The sequence below is a fragment of the Mycolicibacterium sp. P4_G11 genome (assembly GCF_056555145.1).
In genome coordinates, this window is sequence record NZ_JBFUJW010000008.1 from 45,178 (window position 1) to 70,196 (window position 25,019).

General features: G+C 66.0%; 25 protein-coding genes. 12 read left to right on the plus strand and 13 right to left on the minus strand.

Annotated elements, in window-relative coordinates:
* Positions 1-3: 3 nt before the first annotated feature.
* Together AC1U2B_RS18690 and AC1U2B_RS18695 are read right to left on the minus strand one after the other, a co-directional pair.
* On the minus strand, positions 4-1,107 hold the full coding sequence (locus AC1U2B_RS18690) for an MBL fold metallo-hydrolase (RefSeq protein ID WP_480217946.1): 1,104 nt from the start codon (positions 1,105-1,107) through the stop codon (positions 4-6).
* 51 nt (positions 1,108-1,158) lie between these two features.
* Entirely contained in the window at positions 1,159-2,187 is a 1,029-nt protein-coding gene (locus tag AC1U2B_RS18695) for a glycoside hydrolase family 6 protein (protein ID WP_480218105.1), read from the minus strand.
* Between the two features lie 169 nt (positions 2,188-2,356).
* Here AC1U2B_RS18695 and AC1U2B_RS18700 point away from each other — a divergent pair, with 169 nt between their 5' ends.
* Complete coding sequence (locus tag AC1U2B_RS18700) at positions 2,357-2,878, plus strand: DUF302 domain-containing protein (protein WP_480217947.1); 522 nt, start codon at positions 2,357-2,359, stop codon at positions 2,876-2,878.
* A gap of 48 nt (positions 2,879-2,926) precedes the next feature.
* On the opposite strand, the gene AC1U2B_RS18705 is transcribed toward AC1U2B_RS18700, so the two are convergent.
* From AC1U2B_RS18705 to AC1U2B_RS18725, 5 genes are all read right to left on the minus strand, one after another.
* Entirely contained in the window at positions 2,927-3,121 is a 195-nt protein-coding gene (locus AC1U2B_RS18705; protein ID WP_480217948.1) for a hypothetical protein, read from the minus strand.
* Between the two features lie 98 nt (positions 3,122-3,219).
* Positions 3,220-5,139: an acyl-CoA dehydrogenase family protein gene (locus tag AC1U2B_RS18710; RefSeq protein ID WP_480217949.1), complete on the minus strand. Its 1,920-nt coding sequence runs from the start codon at positions 5,137-5,139 to the stop codon at positions 3,220-3,222.
* 47 nt (positions 5,140-5,186) lie between these two features.
* Positions 5,187-6,497 (minus strand): cytochrome P450, encoded by a 1,311-nt coding sequence (locus AC1U2B_RS18715; RefSeq protein ID WP_480217950.1) that lies wholly within the window; start codon positions 6,495-6,497, stop codon positions 5,187-5,189.
* 4 nt (positions 6,498-6,501) lie between these two features.
* Complete coding sequence (locus AC1U2B_RS18720) at positions 6,502-8,310, minus strand: peroxidase family protein (protein WP_480217951.1); 1,809 nt, start codon at positions 8,308-8,310, stop codon at positions 6,502-6,504.
* Between the two features lie 57 nt (positions 8,311-8,367).
* Positions 8,368-9,018 (minus strand): hypothetical protein, encoded by a 651-nt coding sequence (locus AC1U2B_RS18725; protein WP_480217952.1) that lies wholly within the window; start codon positions 9,016-9,018, stop codon positions 8,368-8,370.
* 181 nt (positions 9,019-9,199) lie between these two features.
* Between AC1U2B_RS18725 and AC1U2B_RS18730 the strand changes: the two genes are divergently transcribed.
* Positions 9,200-9,838: a TetR/AcrR family transcriptional regulator gene (locus AC1U2B_RS18730; protein WP_480217953.1), complete on the plus strand. Its 639-nt coding sequence runs from the start codon at positions 9,200-9,202 to the stop codon at positions 9,836-9,838.
* A gap of 387 nt (positions 9,839-10,225) precedes the next feature.
* On the opposite strand, the gene AC1U2B_RS18735 is transcribed toward AC1U2B_RS18730, so the two are convergent.
* Positions 10,226-11,137: an AraC family transcriptional regulator gene (locus AC1U2B_RS18735; protein WP_480217954.1), complete on the minus strand. Its 912-nt coding sequence runs from the start codon at positions 11,135-11,137 to the stop codon at positions 10,226-10,228.
* Positions 11,138-11,159: 22 nt separating this feature from the next.
* Complete coding sequence (locus AC1U2B_RS18740; protein WP_480217955.1) at positions 11,160-11,909, minus strand: SDR family oxidoreductase; 750 nt, start codon at positions 11,907-11,909, stop codon at positions 11,160-11,162.
* A gap of 417 nt (positions 11,910-12,326) precedes the next feature.
* On the opposite strand from AC1U2B_RS18740, the gene AC1U2B_RS18745 reads away from it, so the two are divergent.
* Genes AC1U2B_RS18745 through AC1U2B_RS18760 form a run of 4 tightly spaced genes read left to right on the plus strand, consistent with a single transcriptional unit; the run spans position 12,327 to position 16,072 of the window.
* Entirely contained in the window at positions 12,327-13,163 is an 837-nt protein-coding gene (locus tag AC1U2B_RS18745) for an ABC transporter permease (RefSeq protein ID WP_260935063.1), read from the plus strand.
* Between the two features lie 10 nt (positions 13,164-13,173).
* Positions 13,174-13,926 carry an ABC transporter ATP-binding protein gene (locus AC1U2B_RS18750; RefSeq protein ID WP_480217956.1) on the plus strand — a complete coding sequence of 251 codons (753 nt, stop codon included), beginning with the start codon at positions 13,174-13,176 and terminating at the stop codon, positions 13,924-13,926.
* A gap of 12 nt (positions 13,927-13,938) precedes the next feature.
* Positions 13,939-14,964, plus strand: coding sequence for an ABC transporter substrate-binding protein (locus AC1U2B_RS18755; protein WP_043985534.1), 1,026 nt, complete (start codon positions 13,939-13,941; stop codon positions 14,962-14,964).
* A gap of 10 nt (positions 14,965-14,974) precedes the next feature.
* Positions 14,975-16,072: an LLM class flavin-dependent oxidoreductase gene (locus tag AC1U2B_RS18760; protein WP_043391695.1), complete on the plus strand. Its 1,098-nt coding sequence runs from the start codon at positions 14,975-14,977 to the stop codon at positions 16,070-16,072.
* Here the strand turns inward: AC1U2B_RS18760 and AC1U2B_RS18765 are convergent.
* Complete coding sequence (locus tag AC1U2B_RS18765; RefSeq protein WP_480217957.1) at positions 16,069-16,956, minus strand: SCO6745 family protein; 888 nt, start codon at positions 16,954-16,956, stop codon at positions 16,069-16,071. The two genes, AC1U2B_RS18760 and AC1U2B_RS18765, sit on opposite strands and share 4 nt — an antisense overlap.
* A gap of 193 nt (positions 16,957-17,149) precedes the next feature.
* On the opposite strand from AC1U2B_RS18765, the gene AC1U2B_RS18770 reads away from it, so the two are divergent.
* Positions 17,150-18,172, plus strand: a complete 1,023-nt coding sequence (locus AC1U2B_RS18770) for a fused (3R)-hydroxyacyl-ACP dehydratase subunits HadA/HadB (RefSeq protein ID WP_260935045.1) — start codon at positions 17,150-17,152, stop codon at positions 18,170-18,172.
* Between the two features lie 15 nt (positions 18,173-18,187).
* Here the strand turns inward: AC1U2B_RS18770 and AC1U2B_RS18775 are convergent, their stop codons facing one another.
* Positions 18,188-18,502: a nuclear transport factor 2 family protein gene (locus AC1U2B_RS18775; RefSeq protein WP_480217958.1), complete on the minus strand. Its 315-nt coding sequence runs from the start codon at positions 18,500-18,502 to the stop codon at positions 18,188-18,190.
* A 165-nt stretch (positions 18,503-18,667) separates the two neighbouring features.
* Between AC1U2B_RS18775 and AC1U2B_RS18780 the strand changes: the two genes are divergently transcribed.
* Together AC1U2B_RS18780 and AC1U2B_RS18785 are read left to right on the plus strand one after the other, a co-directional pair.
* Entirely contained in the window at positions 18,668-19,774 is a 1,107-nt protein-coding gene (locus tag AC1U2B_RS18780; RefSeq protein ID WP_480217959.1) for an oxygenase MpaB family protein, read from the plus strand.
* Entirely contained in the window at positions 19,771-20,325 is a 555-nt protein-coding gene (locus AC1U2B_RS18785) for a peroxiredoxin-like family protein (RefSeq protein WP_480217960.1), read from the plus strand. The genes AC1U2B_RS18780 and AC1U2B_RS18785 overlap by 4 nt, the downstream gene beginning before the upstream one ends.
* Here AC1U2B_RS18785 and AC1U2B_RS18790 read toward each other — a convergent pair.
* On the minus strand, positions 20,322-20,951 hold the full coding sequence (locus AC1U2B_RS18790) for a TetR/AcrR family transcriptional regulator (protein ID WP_071287386.1): 630 nt from the start codon (positions 20,949-20,951) through the stop codon (positions 20,322-20,324). The two genes, AC1U2B_RS18785 and AC1U2B_RS18790, sit on opposite strands and share 4 nt — an antisense overlap.
* Before the next feature lie 141 nt (positions 20,952-21,092).
* Between AC1U2B_RS18790 and AC1U2B_RS18795 the strand changes: the two genes are divergently transcribed.
* The 3 genes from AC1U2B_RS18795 to AC1U2B_RS18805 are packed head-to-tail and all read left to right on the plus strand — an operon-like array spanning position 21,093 to position 23,633.
* Positions 21,093-21,314: a hypothetical protein gene (locus tag AC1U2B_RS18795; protein WP_260935031.1), complete on the plus strand. Its 222-nt coding sequence runs from the start codon at positions 21,093-21,095 to the stop codon at positions 21,312-21,314.
* A gap of 7 nt (positions 21,315-21,321) precedes the next feature.
* The gene (locus AC1U2B_RS18800; RefSeq protein ID WP_480217961.1) at positions 21,322-22,218 is read left to right on the plus strand and encodes a hypothetical protein; all 897 of its coding nucleotides are present in this window, start codon (positions 21,322-21,324) and stop codon (positions 22,216-22,218) included.
* A 50-nt stretch (positions 22,219-22,268) separates the two neighbouring features.
* On the plus strand, positions 22,269-23,633 hold the full coding sequence (locus tag AC1U2B_RS18805; RefSeq protein WP_480217962.1) for an ABC1 kinase family protein: 1,365 nt from the start codon (positions 22,269-22,271) through the stop codon (positions 23,631-23,633).
* A gap of 1 nt (position 23,634) precedes the next feature.
* Here AC1U2B_RS18805 and AC1U2B_RS18810 read toward each other — a convergent pair whose 3' ends face one another.
* Positions 23,635-25,002 carry a flavin monoamine oxidase family protein gene (locus AC1U2B_RS18810; RefSeq protein ID WP_480217963.1) on the minus strand — a complete coding sequence of 456 codons (1,368 nt, stop codon included), beginning with the start codon at positions 25,000-25,002 and terminating at the stop codon, positions 23,635-23,637.
* Positions 25,003-25,019: the final 17 nt, after the last annotated feature.

Below are 25,019 nucleotides of genomic sequence, written 5' to 3' on the forward strand. Positions count from 1 at the left end.
AGGTCAGAGAGCGAACACTTGGCCGTCGCGCGCGACGGTGATCTTGCCCTGGTAACGGCTGCCGATCGCGTCCCGCCACTTCGAGTCGGGCAGGTCGGTGGGCGAATAGTGGCTCAACACAACATGCTTGGCGCCCGCGGCGGCGGCGACTTCACCGACCTGCTCGGCGGAGGTGTGCGAACGGATCAGATATCCCGGCGGGAACCTGCTGTTGTTACCGCCGTCAGCCAGGCTGAACTGCGCCTCATGCACCAGGATGTCGGTGCCCTGAGCCAGCGCGATCAGGTTGTCGGACTTGGTCGTGTCGCCCGAGAAGGTCACCGACACACCAGATTTCACCAGGTCGAACCGGAAGGCGAAGGCCGGGTAGACGTCGTAGTGGCTCACCAGGGTCGCGGTGACCCGCACATTGTCGTCCACCATCACCGGGAAGGGGTCGGTGCGCGGCGACCTGTTCCGGTAGTCCGAGCCGGGCGGCACGACGACTTCGTTCACGTTGACCAGGCTTTGGATGTCGTCGGTGCCCATGTCCCGGATGAAGATGTTGCTGGTGTAGGCGAAAGCCCGGTGCAACGCATCGGTCATGGCCGCGATCCCCGGCGTGGGGCTGGCCGGTTCGACGGTCGGTGGGCTGGGGTTGCCGACCTCGCTGGGCGGCAGACCACCGGCCGGGCCGGGCCCGTACACCGCCACCGCGCCCTTGCCCGGCGACGCGGTGTAGCCGCCGGACAGGAAGAAGCTGTAGTAGTCGACGATGTGATCGGTGTGCAGGTGCGTGATGAAGAGGCTGCGCAGCTGGTCGAATCTCAGTCCCGCATTGGTGAATGCGTTCAAAGAGCCCAAGCCACAGTCGATTTGGTAGACGTCGCCGCCGATCTTGAGCGCCGACGAGATGCCCGTCCGGTTGGGTACAGGCGGCGGCCCCGCCTGTACCCCGAGCGTGATCAGTGCGTTCTGCGGCAGCTCATTGCCCTGCGGCTCGGCTGAACTGCCTGCCGATGTCGCCAGTGCGGCGCCGCCGAGCAGCGCCGACACCGAGGCGGCAATCGCGGTCCGCCGGGAGATCGCGTCGACGCTGTCGGCGCAGTCAGTGCCACACCCATGCATGACGGCAAGGTATCGCCCTTTCGCCGAAACCTCCGTCCCGGCGCGCGGTAATCAGTGCGCCGCGTTGCGAGCCAGGTCGATGGCGTACGACCGCACGAAGGTGCCCGCACCGGGCTCCCCACGGCCGCACGACCCGTCGGACTCTCCGACCCGCTTGACCCACAGGTACGCGTCAGCGTGCGCGCCGGCGGTGTCGGTGGTCGGCGCGGCACCCAGTGCACGGCCATCGGGGTTGCACCAGTACATCGGGTCGCCCTCGGCCGGCCCGGCGCCGTTGCGCGAGGTGTCGATGACGTAGTGCGCGCCGTTGGTCAGTCCGGAGATCGCCTCGCCGTAGCCGATTTCCTCACCGGTGGTGAAGTAGTTCGTCGTGTTGAGGCTGAAGCCCCGCGCCTTCGCGACACCGACGTCGTTGAGCCGCGAGGCCATCGTCTCGGCGCTCACCCAGCGCGAGTGTCCGGCGTCGATGTAGACCGCCGCGGCCGGGTCACGGGTCAGGGTGTCGACGGCGTAGCGGATCAGGTCGTAGCGCTCCTGACGCTGACCGGCGGACAGGCAGTCGGCCATGGCGAGGGCGTCGGGTTCGACGATGATCGCCGCGGGCGAGCCGCCCAGGCCTGCCGCGACGCTGTCGATCCAGCCTCGGTAGCTGTCGGCCGATCCGAAGCCGCCTGCGGCGTAGCTGCCACAGTCGCGGTGCGGGATGCCGTACAGAACGAGCACCGGCGTGGCGCCCGCGGCGTTCGCGGCGCCGGTGAGCCCGGCGACGGTGCCGCCGACCGTGGAGGCGGGGAACGCCTGATCCAGCCAGTAGGCCTGCGGCGTGTTCGCGATGGCGGTCAGCTCGGGGCTCGGCGGGTCAGCCTGTGCGGCGGCAGTCCTAGCCTTCGAGATCGGGTCCGCGTAGAACGGCCGGCCGGCCAGCGGGTTGCCGTCATCGACCAGCCGGATCGCCGGGGCGTCGGCGCGCGGAGCGGGATCGAGGGACAGGCCCACGCTCGCGACGGCGGCAACAGCGAGGAAAGGAGCAGTCCAGCGGGCAACAACGCCAACAGCTGAGGAGATCACCTCAAGGAAAATAGTTCGAGTTGGTCAATAAGCGCCAATCGGGGGCCAAAGTTGGTGTGCGAGTGATCGATGTGGCGACTTGCCACGCCTACTCGCCCGGAGGTGACCCGCATCCTGACCCCGCGAACACCAGGACCATCTCGGCCTTCCTGCGCGCCTCCGACAGTCGGAGTATGTGTGTATGGCGACAAGTGATGTTCACGAGCTCCCCTTCAGCGGGGTCCGGGTGCGGTTCGACAGTGACAAGACGTTCGACGAACTGAGTGCCGACTTGCTGGCTGATATCGGTACGGGGCCCGCGCAGATAACGGATCTCCAGGCGTTGGCAGATCGCGACTGGAACGCGTTCGCGGCAGACGTCCAGCGCCAGGCCGGGCCGAGCGGTTTCATGTTGATGCACCTGATCGACCACGGTTTATGGCTCCCAGCAGCCGGCGTAGAACGCAGGGCCCTCCGCGTCATACTCGGCAATCCGCTCATCGCAATCACCATGATTCGTCACGACCTCACGGCCGGGCTGTTCGCTCCTGTGGAGGTTCTTCTGACGGAAGAGGACGACGACCACAGCGCCTTGACCTACGTCAAGCCGTCGTCGCTGATGGTTGTCGAGGAGAACCCTCCGCTGCTGGCGGCGGCACTTGTGTTGGACGGCAAACTCGCCGCCCTGGCCAAGAAAGTCTCGACCACCAACGACGCTGGATGAGGTCGGCCGGCATGTCGGCGCTCCCCCATCACTCCCGATCTGAGGTCGTCAGCTTTCCTTGACGTCGTTGTCCGCGATGACCGATGGCGAAGCCGCCGGCACCGAGGTCGGACCACTGATTTCACTGCCCTGGCAGACGGTGACCGAGGGGTCGCAGATGTCGGCCTGTGCGGCCGGGGCGACCAGGATGCCCACTGCCACGCCTGCCGCCGCGAAGAGCGTCGCCTTCTTCTTCAGATCCATGGCGGTTCCCTTTCGCTGTCCGCAGACTGTGTGTGCACGAAACTACCGCCGCGCGTCACTGTCCGCGCGGGGCCGCGCCTGCCGACACCCTGCGCCCGTCAGATGTCCGGGATGCGCTCCGGATGCAGCATCTCGGCGTAGCGCAACTGCTCGGGAATCCCGAACCCGTCGACCAGCACTTCGGCGTAGGGCCGCAGCTTGCGGCAGCGGTCGTTGATCGCGGCGGTCACGGCCTTCGCCCGGTCCGTGGACAGGAAGCGGTGCTCGATGTACCAGGCCTTGTCCTCCTCGATCACCGACAGCGCGTACAGATCGCAGACGAGCTCGAAAATCTTGCGCGCCTCAGGATCAGGACACGCGTCGATACCGGCAGCGAAGGACTCGAACACGATGCGGTCGATGTGTGCCGACGCCGCGTGCAGCACGTGGTCCTGCACGGAGTTGAACGCCTCGAACGCGCTCATCTCCTTGGAGTTGGCCTGCAGGCGGCGGGCGACCGTCGACAGCAGGTAGTCGGCCCGGTCCTCGAACATCTTCGCCTGCGTGCCGCGGTTGAAGAGGCTGCCCTCTTCCTCGTTGTCCTGCCGGGTGTCGAGCAGGTTCTGCAGGATGGTCTCGGTGCCGGTGCTCCGGCGCACGCGCTCGCGGGCCGTGCTGGTGGCGAACTTCACCCACTCGAACGGGCTCATGCCCTTGATGTCGTCGGCGTACTCGGTGAGCAGGTGTTTGGCCACCAACTGGGTCAAGACGTGGTTGTCACCTTCGAAGGTGGTGAAGACGTCGGTGTCGGCCTTGAGCGCGATGAGCCGGTTCTCCGCCAGATACCCTGCGCCGCCGCAGGCTTCGCGGCACTCCTGGATGGCGTGGGTGGCATGCCACGTCGCGGCCGCCTTGAGTCCCGCGGCCCGTGCCTCCAGTTCGCGCTGTACCTCGCCGTCGGGTTCGGCGACCGCACTCAGATCGTGCAGGTCGGACACCAACTCGTTCTGGGCGAACTGCAGCGCGTACGACTTGGCGATCAACGGCAGCAGTCGACGCTGGTGCACGAGGTAGTCCATGATGAGGACTTCGTCGTCGGTCTTCGGCGCCTCGAACTGCCTGCGCTGCAACGCATACCGGGTGGCGATGTCCAGTGCGACGCGGGCGGCGGCCGCGGCGCTTCCGCCCACCGTCACCCGGCCGCGGATCAACGTGCCGAGCATGGTGAAGAACCGCCGGTTCGGATTGTCGATCGGCGAGGTGTACGTCCCGTCCTCGGCGACGTCGCCGTAGCGGTTGAGCAGGTTCTCCCGCGGGATCCGCACATGATCGAACTGGATGCGGCCGTTGTCGACCCCGGGCAGTCCGCCCTTGTAGTGACAGTCCGAGGTCCGGATACCGGGCAGGTCGCTGCCGTACTCATCGCGCAGCGGCACCATGAAGCAATGCACGCCCTGACTCTCGCCGCCGGTGATCAGCTGCGCGAAAACCGCTGACACCTGGGCAGATTCGGCGGCACCGCCGATGTAGTCCTTGCGTGCGGTGGGGGTCGGGGAATCGATGACGAATTCCTCGGTGGCCGGATCGTACGTGGCGGTCGTCTCCAGGGACTGCACGTCACTGCCGTGCCCGGTCTCCGTCATGCCGAAACAGCCGACCAGATCCAGATCGATGGCCTTGCGCACGTACGCCTCGTGATGGCGTTCCGTGCCCAGATTGTCGATCGCGCCGCCGAACAGGCCCCACTGCACTCCGGCCTTGACCATCAGCGACAGGTCGCTCATGGCGAGCATCTCGATGCGGGCGATGGTGGCACCCGCATCGCCGTTGCCGCCATGGCCCTTGGCGAAGGCATCTTCGGCGGCGCCGCGCGACGCCATGTACTTCATCTGTTCGGTGACCTTGGCTCGGGCCACCGCGGTGTCCGGGGTGTAGTGCGGCTTGAACAGGTCTACGGAAAGCTCTTGCCGAATACGGTCTTTCACCTCGCGCCAACGCCCGTCGAGGGCGTAGCGGAGATGTTCGGCGGTCGTCGTCACAAGGGTCCCCTCCGTGGCACGGTCGCGTTGACGACCGAATGGTCCATCTAGCGTTCGATGCTGATGCCGTACAGATCGATACTGTGCGGCAGTGACTTCTGCGGATTCAGCGTAGCCCCGCGCAGCACCGGAGTGGTCCCCTTCAACACGTGCGCCAGGAAGGCCTGCCCGAGGAACACCGACAGGCCGGCGCCCGGGCAGCCCTGCGGGCCGTGACTCAGGAAGTTGTACGACCAGTCGCTTCCCGCGTCCCCACTGACCCACTCACCCGGCGAGAACCGGTCGGCGTACGGGATCCGGTCCCGGTTCCGGTGGTTGAAGACGTTGTAGATGAGCACCTGCTTCCCTTCGGGCAGCACTGCACCGCTGGGGAATTCGATGTCCCGGGTCGCGACGCGGCCGAACAACCCTGTCGTCGGCCACAGCCGCATGGTGTCGAGCAGGCACCCGCCGAGGTACTTCAGCGAGGCGATGCCCTGCCCCGACGCGATGTCGGCCGACTCCAGTTCCGCCCGCACCTCGCGCAGATGCTCGGGGTGGGTGGACAGCACCGCGAGGGCCCGGAAAGCGTTGGCTGCCAGGGTGTCCCCCATCGCGAACAGCCAGTGGATCACCTGGCTCGCGGGACTCGCGGTCTCGGGCGGGGTGGTCTCCGCGATGAGCGCAGCCAGGCTGTTCGGCTCCGGATTCTGCAGATAGGACTCGATGTGCGACAGGAATTCCGGATATCCCGGCGCGGGCTCGCCGGGCATGCCGTTGCCCGCCGACATCAGCTCGCTGAGCTGAGAGGTGAGCCGGGTGTCGTCGGCGGCCTTGTCACCGAAGACCACACACCGGGTCAGACGCTGGAACGCGGCATTCCAGTCCGACCACTTCAGCGCCCCGGACTCGAGGCCCGCCACGGTCTGCGCGCCCTTCTCGACGAACGCCTGCGCCAGCCGGTGCACCGGGTGCCCGGTGTCCAGGACTGCTTCGGCGAATCGGCGGCGGTCCTCCCACGGCTGGCCGCGGGAGATGGTCAGCGCATCTGGCTGGAACGCCGCCATGCCCTCCCGTTTGGGCTTGGGGTCGGAGGCGAACGGATCGGGCGATCCGCCCAGCACGAACTCCAGATCATCAGGGTGGTGCACCAGCAGCGCCTCGTCGGCGACGACCCGGACGTAGAACGGGCCGGGGCCGTAACTGCGCACCATGCCTTCGACCAGCTGGTATCCCAGATAGTCCGAACTCAGCCCAGATGCGATGCGCGTGGGCAACTCTCGCTTGTTGAACAGTCCCAGAAGGACATTCGGCACACCGATCTGGGCGGTGAACCGAACACCTTCGACGATGGATGCGTGCGGGAAATCCTCGGGCATCGTGTCAGCCCCAGGGCAGGTAGGCGCGGACGGAGTCGGCCAGCTGCACCACCGGGTTCTTCTTCCCCGGCACCGGTGCACCCAGCTTCGGCCACGGCGCGAACACCCGCTCGACGTCGCCGATCACCGGATCCAGCTCCGGATAGTGCCGCAGCATGACGTCCTTCATCGTGTTGTTGTTCACCCAGTCGAAGCCGACCTGCGTGTACACCTCGGGCTTGAAGTCGTTGGTGAAGAAGCGGTCGCTCTTGAGCCGGCGTGATGCCATCAGGATGAAGATGCGGAAAGCGGTATCCGAGAAGCCAAATCCCTTCGGCGGCTGCTCGGCCTGCATGCCGATCTGCAGGTCGACGGCGTCGACGTCGCCGTTGTAGACCTCGTTGATCTCCCGCGCCCACTGCTTGTTCGGGGTGATGTCGTCGATGGTCTTGCGGCGCGGCATCCGCAGCGCTTCACGGAAGTCGTTGTAGCGCGGCACACCTCGCTCGCGGTCGCGCACGATGTCGAGGGTCGCGAGGTCGGTGACCTGACCGTCGACGCGCTTGAGGTTGCGCAGCGCGTTCGGGTAGTTGTGCAGGCACACGGCACCGGCACTGGCCAGGCCGAACGAGTACCACATGTCGCCCATCTGGATTTTGTCCATGAAGTCACGCGTGTAGCTGCCCTGCAGCTGGGTGAAGTCCGCCTTGACCAGGTGCTCACCGGATTCCAGCGAGAAGAAGTTCCAGTCGTCCGGGATCAGCGGGTGCATCCGGTAGACCGAGACGAACTCCTCGGTCAGCGAGAACGGCGCCCCATGGTGATCAGTCGGCGAACCGATGATGCCCGAGATTGCCTCGTTGTCGCTGATCCGGCCGAACTTCTCCTGGAACGTCTCCCCCAGTGCGCCATACCAGTTCGCGCTCATACCGATCTGCAACGCGGGGTGGCGCAGCACGCACGGTGTCCACTCCACGGTGTGGATCTTGGCGATCAGCGCAGAGACGACGAGCACACCGATCTCGAAGAGGCGCTGGTCATCGAAGCTCGGGTAGGCCTTCTTCAGCGCATCGCAGACGGCGTTGTGCTCACGCGCGAACATGGTGTGCAGCAAACCGGTGCCGACCCAGTAGTTCTCTTTCATACCGGTCAGGTCGATACCCGGAATGTCGCTCTCGGGCAGGCGGCCGTTCGGGTCGACCTTGACCTTGCCGTCGACGAAGGTCCGGACCTCCGACTGGCGTTCCTTGCCACTGCCGTAGACCTGGGAGCCGTCCCACCAGTGCGTCTCCGCGTTGGCGAAAACCGGTGCGGGACAACCGTCGGCGATCTCGCCGCGCAGCGGGATGGTGCACCGGATCCTCATCGGGTTCTCGGGGAACTGGTCGTCGGCGCTCAGCGGGATGTCGATGGTCTTGTCGGGCACACCGTCGCCGTGGAAGAACCAGTTGTGGTTCTCGAACTGCAGCCATGCGGCGGCGAGGGCGTTGATGATGCCGGCGGGCTTGAAGTCGTCGCGGGCCATGAGCTTGCGGCTGATGACGCGCGGATCCGGCTTGAGGAGTCGCTTGACGTCGGTGACGGTCATCGACAGCGGCACGTTGCGCCCGAAGCCGGTGCCCTTGGCACCCATATGCGGATCTTGGAGATCGTTCCAGGTGCCATCAGGCTGACGGGCGCGGCGCACCTCGTCGTTGGGCTGGCCCAGGTCGTCGGACGGCCGCATGCCGTACGCCTCGTACAAGTTGTGCTCGCGCAGCTCGTCGCGGGTCTTCGCCAGCGCGTTCAGCTGCAGCAGGAGAGAGGGGTATTCGTGCCACTGGGACGGAATCATGTTGTCGCCGTTTCTCTTTCGAAGTTTGTCGGTGGTCGTCGGATGATCTGGGGTCCGTCAGCGAGGCGTGCGCAGCGCAAAATATCCAATCTTGCTGTACCGGTCGGAGCCGGTGTTGAACAGAATCTTGCCGAGGTAGACGCCCGGTACCAGCTCCACCAGCTCGTCGCGAATGCTGCGGATCACCAGGCGCGGGTTGGATTCCACGTTGGCGTAGTCGATGACCATCACCTGACGGTCGGGGTCGTCCTTGCCGGCCTCGACGTACGTGGCGAAATCGAAAGCGAGTTTGCCGGATTCAGCGTCACGCATCGAGTACAGCGGCCACAACAATTTGCCGACCAGGCCTGTGCTGCGGGTCAGCCGGTTGTCGCCGGTACCGCTGTCCGAGTCGAAGCGTTTGCCTTGCCACGGCATCCACAAGGCTGTGACAGCCCGGGCCACGGTGTCGAGAGCCGGGTTCGTTGTCGTCATGACCAGGATGCCCTCCGTCGGGCCATCCAGATCGACCGGCGGTGTCCCCAGCCGGAAAAGGTCGTTGAGCTGCGCTTCGGCTGCGTCCGCGTCGTTGTCGGCCAACGTGGACAGCTCGACGATCCAGCTCCATGCCGAGTCAACTGCCCCCGATTGACCCTCCGCCGCCGATTTCCGTAACCACGCCAACCTGTCGTCCGCAGCGGAACTCGCAGCGGTTTCTTGTTCGCTCATCGGCACCATTTCCGTTGAATTTCGAGCACCCGCGGAGCATGATAGTGATCTGCGCCACTCTTCGGGGGCATTTCAAGACGATCGTCCAAACTTTGCCGCCGAGTGCAGAAGTGCCTGCTCAGAGGAATAGACTTAGAGTTTCCCGCCAGTTCACTGACACCTCATCTGCCACTGGAGCCCTGTGGATACCCCTTCGAGCCGCGTCGCTGGGCGACTGACGGGTCCGCGCGGGCAAAAGTTCGCTGCGCGCCGTCAGGCGCTGGCCACCCAGGCCACCAGTGGGCTTGCTGAACTGGGTTTCTCGCGGGCCAGCATGCGCGAGCTCGCCCAGCATTGCTCGATATCGCTCGGCGTTCTGCACTACTACTTCGACGACAAAGACGACCTCGTCATGTGCTGCGTGCGGCAATACAAGGACCACTTCATCGACCGGTACAGCTCCATCGTCATCGACGGCGGTTCCGGCCCGGAGCTCAAGACCCGGATCAGTACCGCGCTGAGCAACTCACTGCGCGAGTCGGCAGTGATGCACCGACTCTGGTACGACCTGCGCACCCAAGCGCTCTTCGACGATCGCTTCGCCTTGAGCATCAACGAGATCGACGACAGCCTCGCCGCGCTCACCTGGAAGGCAGTCACCGCCTACGCGCGGCTGACCGGTAGTTCTGTCATCGTGACGCCTGCGATCGTCTATGCGACGGCCGACGGCCTCTTCCACCGCGCACTGCGCGACCTGATCACCGGAGACACTGACGCCCCGCAGCGACTCGCACACGAAATCGAGTCGGCGCTCGACGATTTCGTCGGTCCCACGCGTTAGGCACCGAACGCCGAGCGGCCAATTGGCGCACGCTTTTTCAGCAGATGCGTGTGACATCTGGCCAGTCGCGGGCGGCGGCATCCGTCCCTGATCGAATACCGAGCCATACCGTAGGCGGAGACAAAGATCAGTCCGCGGCGCGATGCCTGCAGCCGCGTGTATTCGTAGCGTCGATGACATGACACAGGCACACGTCCCAGCTCTCGGACATCAGCTGCGGGGCTGGATCGCACGAATCATTGCTGAAGCCTCGTGGTCCCGGACCCGGGCCCCACGAAGACCACGACAACATGAGTACTACCCGCCCTCACTGGTCGGGTTGCTCGGTGACGCCGCGATGGAGCGCGAAATGTACCGGCTCTGAAGCTTTTTCGATGAAGTTCGGCGCTACCCGCCATCACGGTTTGCCCGCCGAGCGAACTCGGCCGGTGAACACCCCGCCACCCGCGCGAAAGCCGCACTGAAGGCGCTCGCCGAGCCGTAACCGACCTGTCCTGCCACGGCAGACAGCGATGGCTTCCCACCCAACATCAGTTCTTTGGCCCGCACGACCCGCCATTCCGTGAGGTACTGCATGGGCGGCATCCCGACCGTGCGGGAGAATCGCTCCGCGAAGACGGCCCGGGACATCCCCGCGGTGCGCGCGAGCTTCTCGACCGTCCATTGCTCGGCCAGGTCAGCGTGTATCGCCCGCAGGACGCGGGCCAGTGCTGGATCTGCCAGTCCCCCAAGCAATCCCCGCTCCACGGCACCGTGTTCGGTCTCGAATCGCCATGCCTCGATGAGCAGCACCTCCACCAGGCGCTCCAGGATGAGGTCCCGGCACCGGTTTCGCTCGCCGGCCTCTTCGGCGATCAGTTCCACCATGCGACCGAGCCGGGCGGCGCCTGGATCGTCCCGGCGAATCAGGATCGCGGCCGGCAACAGCTGCACGATCAGTGCGGCGTTCGCCCGATCGAATTGGAAGTATCCGCCCAGCATCCGCATCGTCGCCGCGCTGTCGCCGTAGACGGCATCAGCGTCGACGCCGAGTGGCGTGTCCGTCGGCGCCAGGTCCGGGTCGCTGGCCAACACAAAACTCGGTGTCTCCGGCAGGAGCAGAAAATCACCCGCACGCAGCTCGACGGCGTCGCCGTCCTCCGGGATGAACCAACACGTCCCGTCGAGGATCAGAGAGAAGGACGGATCGGCGTACCGCCGCTTGCGGATGCTCCATCGCCCGCCACCCGCCACGATCTTCGATCGCACCGCGCGAGGCTGCAACACTGCGATGGTGAAATCAAGCGGGTCCGTTGCCATTTCGACACGGTACCCGCGACACTCAATGGGCCTGCGCAGCGACCAGGGCCAGCGCATCCGGGCCCGCCGCGAACCGGAGTTGGCCCGACGTATCGGTCGCGGCCGCGTAGACGACCTCGGCGACGTCGGCCGCCGTCGTGAACACGTCGACATCCCCGAAAGCGGCCATGACCGGTGCCGCGAAATCCTGGTACTCCGGTGGCAGCAAGCCGTCCATCCGGGAAGCGCCGTTGACCGTGAAATTGGTGCCCGGGCCGTAGCCCGGTTCGACGAGTTTGGCTGCCACACCGAAGAATTCGAGCTCCAGTGCCAACGATCCGGTGAACCCCTCGATGGCCGCCTTGCTCGCTGTGTACACCGCGGCGAGCGGCATCGGCGCCAACGTCGTACTGGAGGTCACATTCACGATGACACCAGACCGCCGCTCGCGGAACTGCGGAACAACCGCCTGCGTCATCGCAATGACACCAAAGGTGTTGGTTTCGAACACCTCCCGAGTCGTCGCCATCGGCGTGGCCTCGAACGCACCCACCACCCCGACGCCGGCGTTGTTCACCAGCACATCGATCGGGCCGGCCGCCGCGATGGCATCGGCGATGCTCTGCGAGTCCGTCACGTCGAGGGCCAGCACCCGGATACGGTCCGAGTCCGGCAGCAGTTCGGGCCGTGGGGTTCTCATCGTCGCGACGACGTTCCAGCCCTGCGCGTGGAAGTGGCGCGCGATCTCCAGCCCGTAGCCCGACGAACAACCCGTGATCAAAACTGTCTTCATAGGTCAGAACTTAGGCGCGCTGAACGCGACGATCAATGCGCTTTCGTCTGAGATTCATGCGTGATCGTCTTGGCTGTCGATCCGGCCGGCCTGGTCAACTGACCAGAGGTGAAGGACCTCGACACGCAGTGACCGTAAGGCGTCAGGTCTAGACCTTCGCTTCCGGGCACTACGCCGAATGTGCAGCTTTTGGACGTGGATTCGTGAAACATCGACCGATACCTACACATTCGGCAGAGCATCGGCTGGCAGGCACACCAACCCATCGCATCACTCACGCCAACACCGCGACAATCTCCTCCGCGACGTTCCCGTGGAATCAGGGCGACCCAAAATCTTCACGTCCCGCGGCCGGCCTCCTACGTTCGGTGTTACGGCGTACCCGCCTGACCAACTGCCGTCGACGTAAGGAGCGTGATGACCACCCGCGAGGCCCCGGTGGCCGCCGCGGCCCCCGGTACCGAACCTGCTGCGGTGCAGGCAATTTCCTGGCGGGGCCGCGTCCATGCACGGCGCTGGGAAATCCTCCGCTGGCTGTCGCCGCTGGCGATCCTCATCCTGTGGCAGGCCGGCAGCGCCTGGGGCCTCATCGATCCCGCGATCCTGCCGGCGCCTCAGACCATCGCGGAGGCCGGCATCGAACTGATCGGAAACGGCCAGCTCGCCGAAGCACTGCGCATTTCCGGCATCCGCGCAGCCGAAGGCCTGTTCCTCGGCGGAGTCATCGGCGCCGCCCTCGGTGCCCTCGTGGGCTTCTCGAAGTGGGCCGATGCCACTGTCGATCCGACGATGCAGATGATCCGCGCGCTGCCCCACCTCGGCTTGATCCCGCTGTTCATCCTCTGGTTCGGCATCGGCGAACTGCCGAAGGTGCTCATGGTCGCGTTGGGTGCGGCATTCCCGCTCTATCTCAATACCTCCTCGGCGATTCGCCAGGTCGACCCGAAGCTGTTCGAAACCGCTGCAGTACTCGGCTTTTCACCGCTACAGCGGCTACGGACCGTCGTCATCCCGAGCGCCGCTCCCCAGATCCTGGTCGGATTGCGGCAGTCATTGGCCATCGCGTGGCTCACGCTCATCGTTGCCGAACAGATCAACGCCGACTCCGGTGTCGGCTACCTCATCAACAACGCGCGCGACTTCCTGCGCATCGACGTGATCATCTTCGGGCTCGTCGTATACGCGCTGCTCGGCATCATCACCGACGCACTGGTGCGAATCCTGGAGCGCCGCGCCTTGCGCTATCGAGTCTGAAAGGCACGCCATGACAGCACTTTACGAAGTACCCGTGGAGACGCCCGCCGTGTCCGAGCCGCCCGCGGCGGTATTGCGCTCGGTATCCAAGTGGTACGGCGGCAATCGGGTGCTCGATGACGTCAATCTCCAGGTGAAACGCGGTGAGATCGTCGCGCTGGTCGGGCGCAGCGGTTCGGGCAAATCGACGATACTGCGCGTCCTTTCCGGCCTGGCCGGTGATTTTCAGGGCGAGCGCGAAGTGCAGGGCGCGCCGGCCGTCGCCTTCCAGGAGCCGCGGCTGTTCCCTTGGCGGTCCGTTCGCGACAACGTGCGCTACGGCCTGACACGGGCCAAATTGTCTCGCGGCGAATCGCTTTCACGAGCCGACCAGGCCCTGACCGAGGTGGGCCTGGCCGACAAGGCGGAGTCGTGGCCGCTGACCCTGTCGGGTGGGCAGGCGCAACGGGTGTCACTGGCCCGCGCGCTGGTGGCGGAGCCACAACTGCTGCTGCTCGACGAGCCGTTCGGCGCACTCGACGCGCTGACCCGGCTCTCCATGCACCGCCTCCTGCTGAACCTATGGCGCCAGCACAACTTCGGGGTACTGCTGGTCACGCACGACGTGGACGAGGCGATCGCGCTGGCCGACACCATCGTCGTGCTCGAGCACGGGCGAGTGGCCCACACCCTGCACATCGACAACCCCCGCCAGCCCCCTGGCGTACGGGACCAACGCACCGACGAACACCGCGCCGAGCTGCTGACGCAACTCGGTGTCTGACAGGAGACGACTGTGACGCATTCACGAATATCGCGGCTGCTATCAGTTCTGGCCGCCGGCGCACTGCTCACCGCCTGCGTTTCCAGTCGCGACGCCAAAGACGAACTGGCGGTGCCCCAAACGGTTCCGGTATCGGACCTGTCCGGACTGACGCTCCAGGTGGGCGATCAGAAGGGCGGCACCGAAGCGCTGCTGCGTGCCGCCGGAGAGCTCGACAATGTGCCCTACAAGGTCCAGTTCTCGACGTTCACCTCCGGGCCGCCGCAGGTTGAGGCAGCCACCGCGGGCAAGATCGACTTCGCCGTCACCGGGAACACGCCACCGGTCTTCGGAGCCGCGGCCGGCGCGAAGATTCGTGTCATAGCCGCATATTCGAACGATGCGGGCGGCGACCAGATCCTCATCCCCGCCGACTCGCCCGTCCACTCGGTGGCCGAACTCCGCGGAAAGAAGGTCGTTGTCGGTAAGGGCAGTTCGGCGCACGGCCATCTGCTGCTCCAACTGCAGAAGGCCGGCCTGACGGTCAAGGACATTCAGCTGGTGTTCCTGCAGCCGGCCGACGCCTTCACCGCACTGAGCCAGGGGCAGGCCGATGCGTGGGCCATCTGGGATCCGTACACGGCGCTGGCCCAGAACCAGCTCAAGGTGCGCACCCTGGTCACCGCCCAAGGCGTCACCAATGGGTACGGATTCGGGATCGCTTCGGTGGCCGCCCTGCAGGACGCCAAGCGCAACAGCGCGCTGGCCGATCTTGTCCAGCGAGTGGCCCGGGCTTCGCGCTGGGCCAAGGACCACCCTGACCAGTGGTACCAAAAGTACGCTGCCGCAATCGGAATCGATCCGCAGGTCGCCCGCGTCGCACAGTCACGCAGTCTGCGCCTGGCCATCCCCATCAACGACGCGGTGATCGCGTCCGAGCAGCAGCTGGCCGACGTGTTCGAACAGTCCGGACAGATCGAGCACAAGCCCACCTTTTCGCACTTCGTCGACAACCGTTTCGGCGACCAGTTGTCGCAGTTCTGGAACACCGAGAAATAGGAGAGTCACCTTGTCTGCCAAGTTCTTCTGGTTCCTGCCCACCAACGGTGACAGCCGCTCGATTGTCGGCGCGTCGCACGCGTCCTCGCACCACACCGTCCCTGCCGGATACCGAAAGCCCAGCCTGCGCTATCTGGGTGAAGTGGCCCGGGCCGCCGACCGACTCGGCTTCGAAGGGGTGCTGACCCCCACCGGAACCTGGTGTGAGGACGCCTGGTTGACGTCCGCTGCACTGCTCGAACAGACCGACCGACTCAAGTTCCTGGTCGCCTTCCGGCCCGGCCTGGTGCCACCCACCCTGGCCGCCCAGCAGGCGGCGACCTTCCAGCGATTCTCGGAAGGCCGGCTGCTGCTCAACATCGTCAGCGGCGGCGACGACGTCGAGCAGCGCCGATTCGGCGACTGGCTCAGCCACGACCAGCGCTACGAGCGCACCGGCGAGTTCCTCGAGATCGTGCGCGACGTCTGGCGCGGCCAGCCCGTCGACTACCGCGGCCGGCACTACTCCGTCACCGACGCCCGGGTCTCCGAACCACCGAACCCGTTGCCGCAGCTCTACTTCGGTGGCTCGTCGCCGGCGGCGCTGCCGATCGCCGCCGAGCACGTCGACGTCTACCTGACCTGGGGCGAACCGCCGGCCGCGGCGGCCGCCAAGATCGCGCAGGTACGCGAACTGGCCAAGGCCCGCGGACGCAATCTGCGGTTCGGGATCCGGCTGCACACCATCACCCGCGACACCTCCGAGGCCGCCTGGGCCGTGGCCAATTCCCTACTCGCGGAGTTGACGCCCGAACAGATCGCCAAAGCCACTGCCCTGCATGCCAATTCCGAATCAGAAGGACAGCGACGAATGACGGCGCTGCACGGTGGACGGCTCGACCACCTCGAGGTCTATCCGAACCTCTGGGCGGGCGTCGGCTTGGTGCGCGGCGGCGCCGGCACCGCACTCGTCGGCAGCCACGAGGAGGTGGCCTCGCTGATCTCCGAGTACCACGACCTCGGATTCGACGAGTTCATCCTCTCCGGCTACCCGCACCTCGAAGAGGCCTACTGGTTCGCCGAAGGTGTACTGCCGCTGCTGCGCAAGCGCGGCGCCCTGGCTGCCTAGCCGAGGCGCGCGCTGGGATCCTCGAGATCGCTGTGCTGCAGCGCCATCGGGGTGATCACCGGTAAGTCCCCGCCGGCGACCACCTGTCGGGCGATCGGGGTGAGCACCTGGAACAGGGTCTCGACCTCGTCGTCGCTCAGCACGTCGAGCGTGGGCAATGCGGCAGCGTCGGTGCGGTACTCGATGTCGCGTTTGAGGGCACGTCCGTCGTCGGTGAGCGCACCGTCGGACGTCAACAGACCGCACTCGACGAGCTGCGCGGTCACCGCCGCCCACTCGGCCTCGTCGTAATCGCGAGTGGTGATGACCTTCTCCTTGGTGGTCCGCCCCGCGGCGACGTGCAGCACGTTGGATTGGCGGCCCGTGATGCCGCTAGCCACCAGGGCTGCCACATGGGCGTCACCCCGTTGTTCACGCAGCAGGGTCGCCGCATGCCACAGCGCGGCGACCGGCTCATCGGGCCACGGCACCGCCGACAGTGCGGCGAACAGCGGCCTGCCGTCGACCGCGGCGTCGCGGGCAACGCGGCCGAGCAAGTCGACGGCGGTGCGCAGGTTGTCGTCAGCGGTGAGGCCGTACCGGCTCAATGCGGCGACCGCTCCCGTTTCCCTGGCTGCGAGTGCCTGCTGCGGCGTGGCGATGTCCCACGCGCCGGCCAGCGACTTCGCGACGCGGTGGGAGGCGAAGTTGTAGAAGATCGCCGTAACGACCTGCGGAGGCACCGGCCCCAGCGGCGCTGATCGGGTGACGAAGTATCCGCTCCAGAAACTGCGATAGCCGAGGTCGACGGCAGCGGCCCGCGACTCGGGCGCGAAGTAGGTGATCGCGTGCACGGGTTCGAATCGCTCGAACAACCGACGGGCCAAAGTGGGTGTGCGGGCCATGCTGCCAGTCAAGCACGGACCCACCAACACCCGCGAAGAGCCACGGATGTCGCCTGAATCGCATGGTTTTCCGCACAATTGTGCCTGTTCGGCGCAGGTAGACGACGGATCGACGTGTGTTGTCGGCACCTCGCCACGTAGTGTGCTTTGGTCGGCCTCAGCGAACATGCCGATAGAAAAGTTGGGCACAGTTATGACGACAGCAGCAGACGCGTCGCCGCTCGAAGCGCGGATCGGCCACCACTACCAGATGGATGGCACCTATCTGGTCGGCCGCGAGAAGCTCCGGGAGTACGCGCGCGCGGTGCAGGACTACCACCCCGCGCACTGGGACGTCGCTGCTGCCAATGAGCTCGGCTACGCGGATGTCATCGCGCCCATCACGTTCACCTCGACCCCCGGCATGAAGTGCAACCGGCGGATGTTCGAGACGATCGTCGTCGGCTACGACACCTACCTACAGACCGAAGAGGTCTTCGAGCAGCACCGCCCGATCGTGGCGGGCGATGAACTGGTCATCGATGTCGAACTGACAGCGGTGCGCCGGACCGCGGGCCGCGACTTCATCACCGTGACCAACACCTTCACCGACACCAAGGGCGAGCGGGTCCACACCCTGCACACCACCGTCGTCGGCGTGACGGCCGAAGATGTCGACGCCGACATCAAGGCAGCCGCGCAGAAGGCCATGATGCACGACATGAACATCCTCGACATCGGCAGCGAGGCGTACCACAAGACGGTGCGCCCCGAGGGCGAGGTCCGGATCGCCGAGGACTCGGCGCGCACGCCGGGCACTCTGTCGTTCGATGACGTGGCCGTCGGCGATGAGCTGCCCAGCAGCCACTTGCGATTGTCCATCGGCGACCTCGTCAACTACGCCGGCGTGGCCGGCGACGCCAACCCGATTCACTGGGACAAGGAGCTGGCCCAGCTGGCCGGCCTGCCCGACGTGATCGCCCACGGCATGCTCACCATGGGCCTGGGTGGCGGATACGCGTCGGCGTGGTCCGGCGACCCCGGCGCCGTCACCCGCTACACGGTGCGGCTGTCCGCGCCCGCGGTCGTGCCCGCCACCGAAGGCTGCGATATCGAGTTCACCGGCAAGATCAAGTCGCTGGACCCGGCGACCCGCACCGGTGTGGTCATCGTCGGCGCGAAGTCTGGCGGCAAGAAGATCTTCGGACTCGCCACCATGGACGTCCGCTTCCGCTGATCTCGGGCGAGCGCACTACTGCGCGAACAGCACCGCCGGATTGCCCGACATCGCCGACCACCGGCTGATCCGGTTGACGATGCGCCAGCCTGCGGGCCGGCGGGCCCAGGTATCGGTGTATTCGCCGTTGGTGTCGAAGGTATCGCCCGCGAGCGGCCCGAGGCCCTGATGGCGCGCCTGCACATACGCCCGGGTCACGGCCGTGTCGTCGTCGCGCACCTCGATCTGGATAGACCCGATGAGATGCTGTGTACCACCGCAGTTTTCGAGGTACCGGCGGAACGTGTCCACCAGCCGTTGTACGGCAACCGGCAGTACGTCTCCTGACACCTGACCCTCCTCGCGTTGGTCCCCGGCATCTTATGGGCGGGCGAATGCCGACTCCTGCTTTCGTACCGCGAGGCGGAACATCGGCAGAAGACCCTTGCCTCGCCCCTTGATTTTGGGGTAGCGTCGCCATTCGAATAGCGTGGCTATCTCAAAGCAGGAGGAACCATGAAGGCAGTTCGCTTGCAGGACGTTGCGATGCCCAAAGCGGAGCGGCAGAGAATCGACCGACGGTACGACTTCTTGTTGAAGCTGCACGGCAAGAACGGGAAGAAAGCGCTGGCGATCGCGGAGGCCCCGCGGATCGACAACGGCTACTTCGGACCAGAGTCGATCAGCTGGAAGGTCTACGAGAACGTCATGGTCGCCGGAATGGGCGCCCTCTCAGGGCTTTTCATCTCGGTCCTGGATCCTGACGGTGCGTACGGCGTCGGCCACCACACGACCTACTACTACGACACCATCGGCCGAATCCGGCGTAGCCTGCACTTCTTCGCCGGCGCCGTCGCCGGCGATACCGTCAACGCCGAGAAAGTGGGAGTTGACCTGTTCCGCAAGCACTCTCACATCAACGGCGAGATTCCCGCGACCGGTGAGCTGTTTCAAGCCAACCACGTCGAGACGCTCAAGTTCACCTACGTGGTCGGCTGGCCGCACCTGTGGCGGGCGTACAAGACCTTCGGCGACCCGAACGCGACGGACGCAGACGAGCGGCAGTTCTACCGGGAGCAGGTCAAGGTCTGCCAGCTGATGGGGATGCCGGCCGACGAATTGCCCGACACCCCAGAGGACGTCGAAGCCTGGGTGCAGCGCGCCGAGCAGGAGCTCATGGCCTTCACCCGGCCGGCGCAGGAACTCACCGATTTCATGACCCACCCCCCGGTGACGCCGTTGTACCCGAATCTGGTCATCGGGATACTCATGCGGGTGGCGATCTGGGCGGCCATCCCGCTACTGACGCCGTACGTGCGACAGATCTGCGGCCTCGAGGACTACCGGTTGCGCCCACGACTTGGCTCGGTCCTGGTGCGGGCGACCGTCAAGGCCCTGGAGAATCCGATTTTCGACCGGCTCTTCATCCCCTACTTCGGCCCCGAAATGTGGGGCTACCTGCACAACGTCATCCGGCACGCCGACAGCACCGGCTTCGTGGAGATGACGCACGATCCGGGCCTGAAGTTGCAGCAGGGCAAACACGGCACGATGTGCCCCTTTGCGCCCGCGACCCCCGACTCGGCGAACGAGACGAACACCGTTGCGGGAGTGGGGATATGAGCCGAGTCGACGTCATCAGCAACGAGCGCGTTTTCGATGACCGTCACCACCTGCACGAGTTCCGGGACTTCTGGCGTGACGGGCCGGTGGCGCTGGTGTTCTTGCCGCAGTTCGGCAGCACCTTCGGCCTGGCGCAGGCCAGAGCGTTGACCGCACGCTTCGACGAAGTGGAAGCGCTTGGCGCGCAGGTGATCCTGATCGGAATCGGCACGTCGATCCAGGGCTTCACCTTCCGCAAACGTGCCGGCTCCCGTTTTCCGGTGATGGTCACCCAGGACCACACGCTTTATCGCACAATGGGATTGGCCTCTCGACGGCGACTGTTGAACCCGATCCGGAACGCGACTGCGTTCATCAACTTCGTCCGGGCCGGAATGTACCCGTATCAACGCACCGGCGATCCGAACCGGCTGGGTGGAGTGTTCGTCGTCGAACAAGGTGGCCGACGGGTCACGTGGGAACACCGGGCACGGTACGCCGCCGACCTGGCCGCAGGGGCCGACGTGGTCGGCGCACTTCGCGCCGCCGCCCGGCCGAGGGTGACGGCCTAGTCAGACGTGCCGTTGGCCAGCGCGTCGAACCATAACCGCATGCTGGCCACCATCAGCGAGGCGCCCCGCTCGGCGTCGATCGTCCCCAGCGCCTGGGCCATGGCTATGCCGGCACCGGTGGCCACGGCCACCTCGATGGCGTCGTCCATCAGCGGGTGATCCGCCGGAACCCCTTCTGGCACCGCGTCTTCGAGCAGGACCCGGGTCGATTCCTTGAACCGTTCGAGCGCCTCACGGGCCTTGGCGAGTTGCTCTGGATTGTGGAAGGTACTGGTCACGTATTCAGCCGTCAGCACGACGAGGTTGGGTTCCGCGCCGATGCGTGCCCACCAACTCGCGAGGGCCGCGAGCCGCTCGTCAGTCGAGACACCGGCAGCCACCAGCGGCCCCAGGAGTTGATTCAGCTCGGCCATGGAGCGATTACGGATTACCTCGAGGCACAGCGCTTCTTTGCCCTCGAAGTTGCTGTACACCGCGCCGATGGTGCGTCCGGCTTCCGCCGCGATCGCGGCCAGGGACGTGGCGTGGTACCCGTTTGCGTAGAACAGTTGCTCCGCGGCGTCCAGCAATTCCTGCCGCGTCTGCGCCTGGCTCTCCGCCCGAGTCAGCACCTTCCGAGCAGCCACCACATCCTCCGATTCCTCCGTGCAACGAGCCTCGATACTATCGCTATCCAGATAACGAGCCAGCTTAAGGGTACTTTTTGGTCCGACTGCGCGCCTTCGGATAGCATTACAATCCCAATGTGTTAGTTATTTAGGATGGACATGGCCACTGCAGCTGCCGACAACCCCCTGCTCGACGAGCTCGGACAACCACGGGCGGTGCTGGAGAAGCTCACCCCCGAGGAATCAGCGCAGCTGCTCGGCCTGCTCAGGAAGGCGAAGGTCGCCCACCAGCGCAGCCTGAACGACTCACTCGACGACGGGCTCAAGATCCTGCCCCGGCTGATTCGGCCCGCCGCCCGCAAGATCCTGTTCGGAAGGTGACCCACTGATGGCCGACATCCTGACCCGAGCACAGCTGTCACTGCTCGCCGCGCTGCTACAGACCGATGCCGCAAACCTGTCCAGCCTCGAACGGCTCGGCGCCGACGACCTCAAAGCCCTACGTGGCGCCCTCTCCGACGCCCTGTTCGACGAACAGGCCGAGGCCTTCGCCCGGGTGGGCAAGCTGGCGCCCCTGGTGCCAAATGCCTTGGTGGTCACCGTCGCTCATCGTGCGGTGCCGCCGGAAGTCGCGGGGCGCGTCGGCGGTGCAGTGGGCCTGGCGCATGGAGACCGCGCCATCGGTGTCCTGTCCGGCATGAAGCCGGCCTACCTCGCCGACGCGGCGCCGTACGTCGATCCTCGCGTCATCCCGCACTTCGCTCCGCGGCTGCCCGCCACACTGCTGATCCCGGCAGCGAAGGAGCTGCTGCGTCGGCGCGACTACCTGACGGCGTCGCGGTTCGTCGAATTCGCCACCGACGACCACATCGTGGCGTTCGAGCAGGCCATCGACGATGACGAAGGCATCATCCTGACCGGCGTCCTGGTGTCGGACACGAAGGTCATGAACGACATCATGCGTGCGGCCGGACCGGACCGGTCGCTGCGGATGGCCCGGACGGCAACGGCGGGCAAACCAGAAGTGCTGGCCGCGCTGCTGTCGCTGCTGAACCGGATCGACCCCGCGCTCGCGAGGCCCGCGGTCACCGAACTGCTCGGGCACTCCGACGTCGATGTCGTGGTGCACGTACTCGAGGTGGCCATGGCCGAAGGCGTTGTTGTGGAGGCGCTCGAGCTTTCCGCCGTGCTGGACGGTGAAACCCGGGCCCGGCTCGCGGGCCTGGAAGCCTGGCAACGCATCGCCCGCGAAGCCGAGTCCTGGGCGCACGAGACTCCCGCCTGATCGGGCCGGTACGTTGAGGGGATCGTCGCACCGATTCCGTGGGAGGCAGCGTGGCACGCCGACTACCTGAGGGTCGTATTGCGCGGGGCGGGAAGTTGGGCGCCCTGGCCGCCAAGCAAGCGGTGCGCGGTGGCCGAACCCGACTGTCCATGGTCGGCCGGTCGGAACGCGCCAAGGAGCTGCTGTCCGAGCGCGCCACCATCGAGATGGCCGAGAACCTCGTGACGGTGCTGGGGTCCATGAAGGGCGCCGCGATGAAGCTCGGCCAGATGCTGTCGGTGATCGAACTGGACCTGGTGCCCGAATCGCATCGGGAGCAGTTCCGGCAAAAGCTTGCCGCACTGCGTGATCAGGCACCGCAAGCGCCGTTCAGCGCCATGCGTGCGGTGATGGAAGCCGACCTGGGTTCGATGTCGGCCGCGTTCGCCGATTTCGACGAAAACCCCACGGCCGCAGCGTCAATCGGCCAGGTGTATCGAGCCCGCTTGCACGACGGCCGCGAGGTCGCCGTCAAGGTCCAGTACCCGGGTGTGGACCGGGCGATCCAGGCCGACATGCGCAACCTCGCGCTGCTGATGAAGCTCTGGCGGCTGTGGCCGTCGGCGAACACCGCGATGCTCGACGAGATAACCCGAAACTTCGAAAGCGAACTCGACTACCTACGCGAGGCCGACACCCAGCACCTGGTGGCCGAGCAATACCGCGGGCACCCGTTCATCGTCGTCCCCGACAGCGTGCCGCAGTTCTGTACGCGGCGGGTGCTGGTCACCGAATACCTCGACGCCGCGGGCTTCGATCACATGCGGACGCTGCCGGCCGCGGACCGCAACCACATCGGCGAACTGATCTACCGCTTCTACATCGGGTCACTGTTCACCAACCACGAGTTCTGCGGCGACCCGCACCCCGGCAACATCATGCTGGCCGCCGACGGCCGGGTCGGCTTCGTCGACTTCGGGCTGTACAACCGCATGGATCCGGCCAACGTCGCATTCGAGCTGGACTGCTTCCACACCGCCATCGAAGGCCGCGCCGACGACCTGTACCGCCTGATGCTCGACCGCGGCATCGTCGACGCGGAATCCGGTGTGACAGCGCAGGATTGCCTGGACTACATCTGGGCTGCGAGCGAATGGCACATGGTCGACGAGGACCTCACCATCACCCCCGAATTGGCCACCGGTGCCGTCATGTCAGCCATCGACCCGCGCCAGACCGAATTCGCCGGAATGAAGCAGCAGATGCTGCCGCCCGAGCACGTCTTTTCCCGGCGCGCCGATTTCCTCACGTTCGGCACCCTCGGACATCTGCAGAGCACCAACAACTGGTACCGGATCGGCCAGGAGTGGTTCCTCGACGGCCCACCGGAGACCGAGATCGGCCGCGAGATCGCCCGCTGGCGCGCGAGCCGCTGACTTACTGGGCCACAACGCTTTCGGCGGCCATCACCTCGGCCGCGGCGCGTTCGCCCGACCGCACCGCGCCGTCGATCCAGCCGCACATGATGGCCGAACTCTCGCTCCCGGCCCAGTGGATCCGTCCGCACGGGGTGCGCAGGGCGTGGCCGAACTCGGTGAGCACGCCGGGCGGCGCGTGACTGATCATGCCGCCGCCGGAGTAGCGCTCGACAGTCCAGTTCTGCTCGTGGTAGCTGACCGGAGACGAGGCCTTCGGCCCGAACCGGTCGACCAGCTCGTTGATGACGACAGCCTTGCGTTCCGCCGGGTCGAGCAGCCCGAGCTTGCGCGCGGCGGGGCCTTCGGTGATGACGCACATGATGCCCGGGGTACCGGTGTCCGTGCAGGCGTCGATGGTCAGGGTGGCCGGACTGCCCGGTGCGGCCGACTGCCCGCACAGACCGTCCGTACGCCAGAACGCCGTCTCATAGACGATCGAGATCTTGTACACGGCACCCCCGGGCATCCGCCGATGCAGGAAGGTCCGGTCGACGGGAAGCATTGGCTCATAATCGATCTGGGTGGCGACGGCCAGCGGGACGGCGACTATCGCGTGCCGCGCACGGATCGTCAGCCGCTCCGAGTGCACCGTGACACCGTCGTCGTCCTGCGCGATGAGGTCCACCGGCCGCGAAAGATGCAGCGCGTCACCGAGTTCGGCGGCCATGGGCCCGGAGATGGCTCCCATGCCACCGCGCACCCGGGCATCCTGGGCGCCGCCGGAGTTGGAGATGACGAACGTCGGTCCGCCACCCGAGCCCATCTGGTGCAGAGCCCACAGCAATGACGTCTCCGAAGCCGCCGAGGTGTAGATGCCGGCCATGGCCATGTCGAGCATCTCGCGCGCCTGGTGCGAGCGGATGTTCCGATGAAGCCACTCCCCCAAGGTGATTCGGTCCCATTCGGCGGCCTTCTTGGCCTCCCACGGGGCATCGAACGGAATCGCCTTGCACATCTGGCTGATCTCGAGCAGGCCGGCGCCGAGGTTCGCGATGGCCCATGGGCTCATCGCCCATGGGATCGTCCCGGAGTACCGGTGCTTCTTGCCGTCGACGATCATCATTGCGTCGCCGTCGACATACTCCTTGTATTCGCCGACCCCGTATTCGGCCATCAGCGCTTTGATGCGGTCCTGTCCCGGTCCGACCCACGCACCACCGCGGTCGATCCACGTCCCGTCCGGGAGCATCTCGGTGAAAGTGCGGCCCCCGACCCGGTCCCGGGCCTCCAGCAGGGCCACCGAATGACCCGCCTGCTTCAAGCGCAGCGCCGCCGTCAACCCGGCGAAGCCCGCACCCACGACACAAAAGTCGACATCGGCCGCCATGAGGGTCGTCCCTTCGT

What these genes read in the sequence shown, in the direction of transcription:
- AC1U2B_RS18690 (WP_480217946.1), bottom strand. Translation starts at nt 1,107, where the DNA reads ATGCATGGGTGTGGCACTGACTGCGCCGACAGCGTCGACGCGATCTCC.
- AC1U2B_RS18700 (WP_480217947.1), top strand. Translation starts at nt 2,357, where the DNA reads ATGGCGACAAGTGATGTTCACGAGCTCCCCTTCAGCGGGGTCCGGGTG.
- AC1U2B_RS18705 (WP_480217948.1), bottom strand. Translation starts at nt 3,121, where the DNA reads ATGGATCTGAAGAAGAAGGCGACGCTCTTCGCGGCGGCAGGCGTGGCA.
- AC1U2B_RS18715 (WP_480217950.1), bottom strand. Translation starts at nt 6,497, where the DNA reads ATGCCCGAGGATTTCCCGCACGCATCCATCGTCGAAGGTGTTCGGTTC.
- AC1U2B_RS18720 (WP_480217951.1), bottom strand. Translation starts at nt 8,310, where the DNA reads ATGATTCCGTCCCAGTGGCACGAATACCCCTCTCTCCTGCTGCAGCTG.
- AC1U2B_RS18725 (WP_480217952.1), bottom strand. Translation starts at nt 9,018, where the DNA reads ATGAGCGAACAAGAAACCGCTGCGAGTTCCGCTGCGGACGACAGGTTG.
- AC1U2B_RS18735 (WP_480217954.1), bottom strand. Translation starts at nt 11,137, where the DNA reads ATGGCAACGGACCCGCTTGATTTCACCATCGCAGTGTTGCAGCCTCGC.
- AC1U2B_RS18740 (WP_480217955.1), bottom strand. Translation starts at nt 11,909, where the DNA reads ATGAAGACAGTTTTGATCACGGGTTGTTCGTCGGGCTACGGGCTGGAG.
- AC1U2B_RS18745 (WP_260935063.1), top strand. Translation starts at nt 12,327, where the DNA reads ATGACCACCCGCGAGGCCCCGGTGGCCGCCGCGGCCCCCGGTACCGAA.
- AC1U2B_RS18750 (WP_480217956.1), top strand. Translation starts at nt 13,174, where the DNA reads ATGACAGCACTTTACGAAGTACCCGTGGAGACGCCCGCCGTGTCCGAG.
- AC1U2B_RS18765 (WP_480217957.1), bottom strand. Translation starts at nt 16,956, where the DNA reads ATGGCCCGCACACCCACTTTGGCCCGTCGGTTGTTCGAGCGATTCGAA.
- AC1U2B_RS18770 (WP_260935045.1), top strand. Translation starts at nt 17,150, where the DNA reads ATGACGACAGCAGCAGACGCGTCGCCGCTCGAAGCGCGGATCGGCCAC.
- AC1U2B_RS18780 (WP_480217959.1), top strand. Translation starts at nt 18,668, where the DNA reads ATGAAGGCAGTTCGCTTGCAGGACGTTGCGATGCCCAAAGCGGAGCGG.
- AC1U2B_RS18785 (WP_480217960.1), top strand. Translation starts at nt 19,771, where the DNA reads ATGAGCCGAGTCGACGTCATCAGCAACGAGCGCGTTTTCGATGACCGT.
- AC1U2B_RS18795 (WP_260935031.1), top strand. Translation starts at nt 21,093, where the DNA reads ATGGCCACTGCAGCTGCCGACAACCCCCTGCTCGACGAGCTCGGACAA.
- AC1U2B_RS18800 (WP_480217961.1), top strand. Translation starts at nt 21,322, where the DNA reads ATGGCCGACATCCTGACCCGAGCACAGCTGTCACTGCTCGCCGCGCTG.
- AC1U2B_RS18810 (WP_480217963.1), bottom strand. Translation starts at nt 25,002, where the DNA reads ATGGCGGCCGATGTCGACTTTTGTGTCGTGGGTGCGGGCTTCGCCGGG.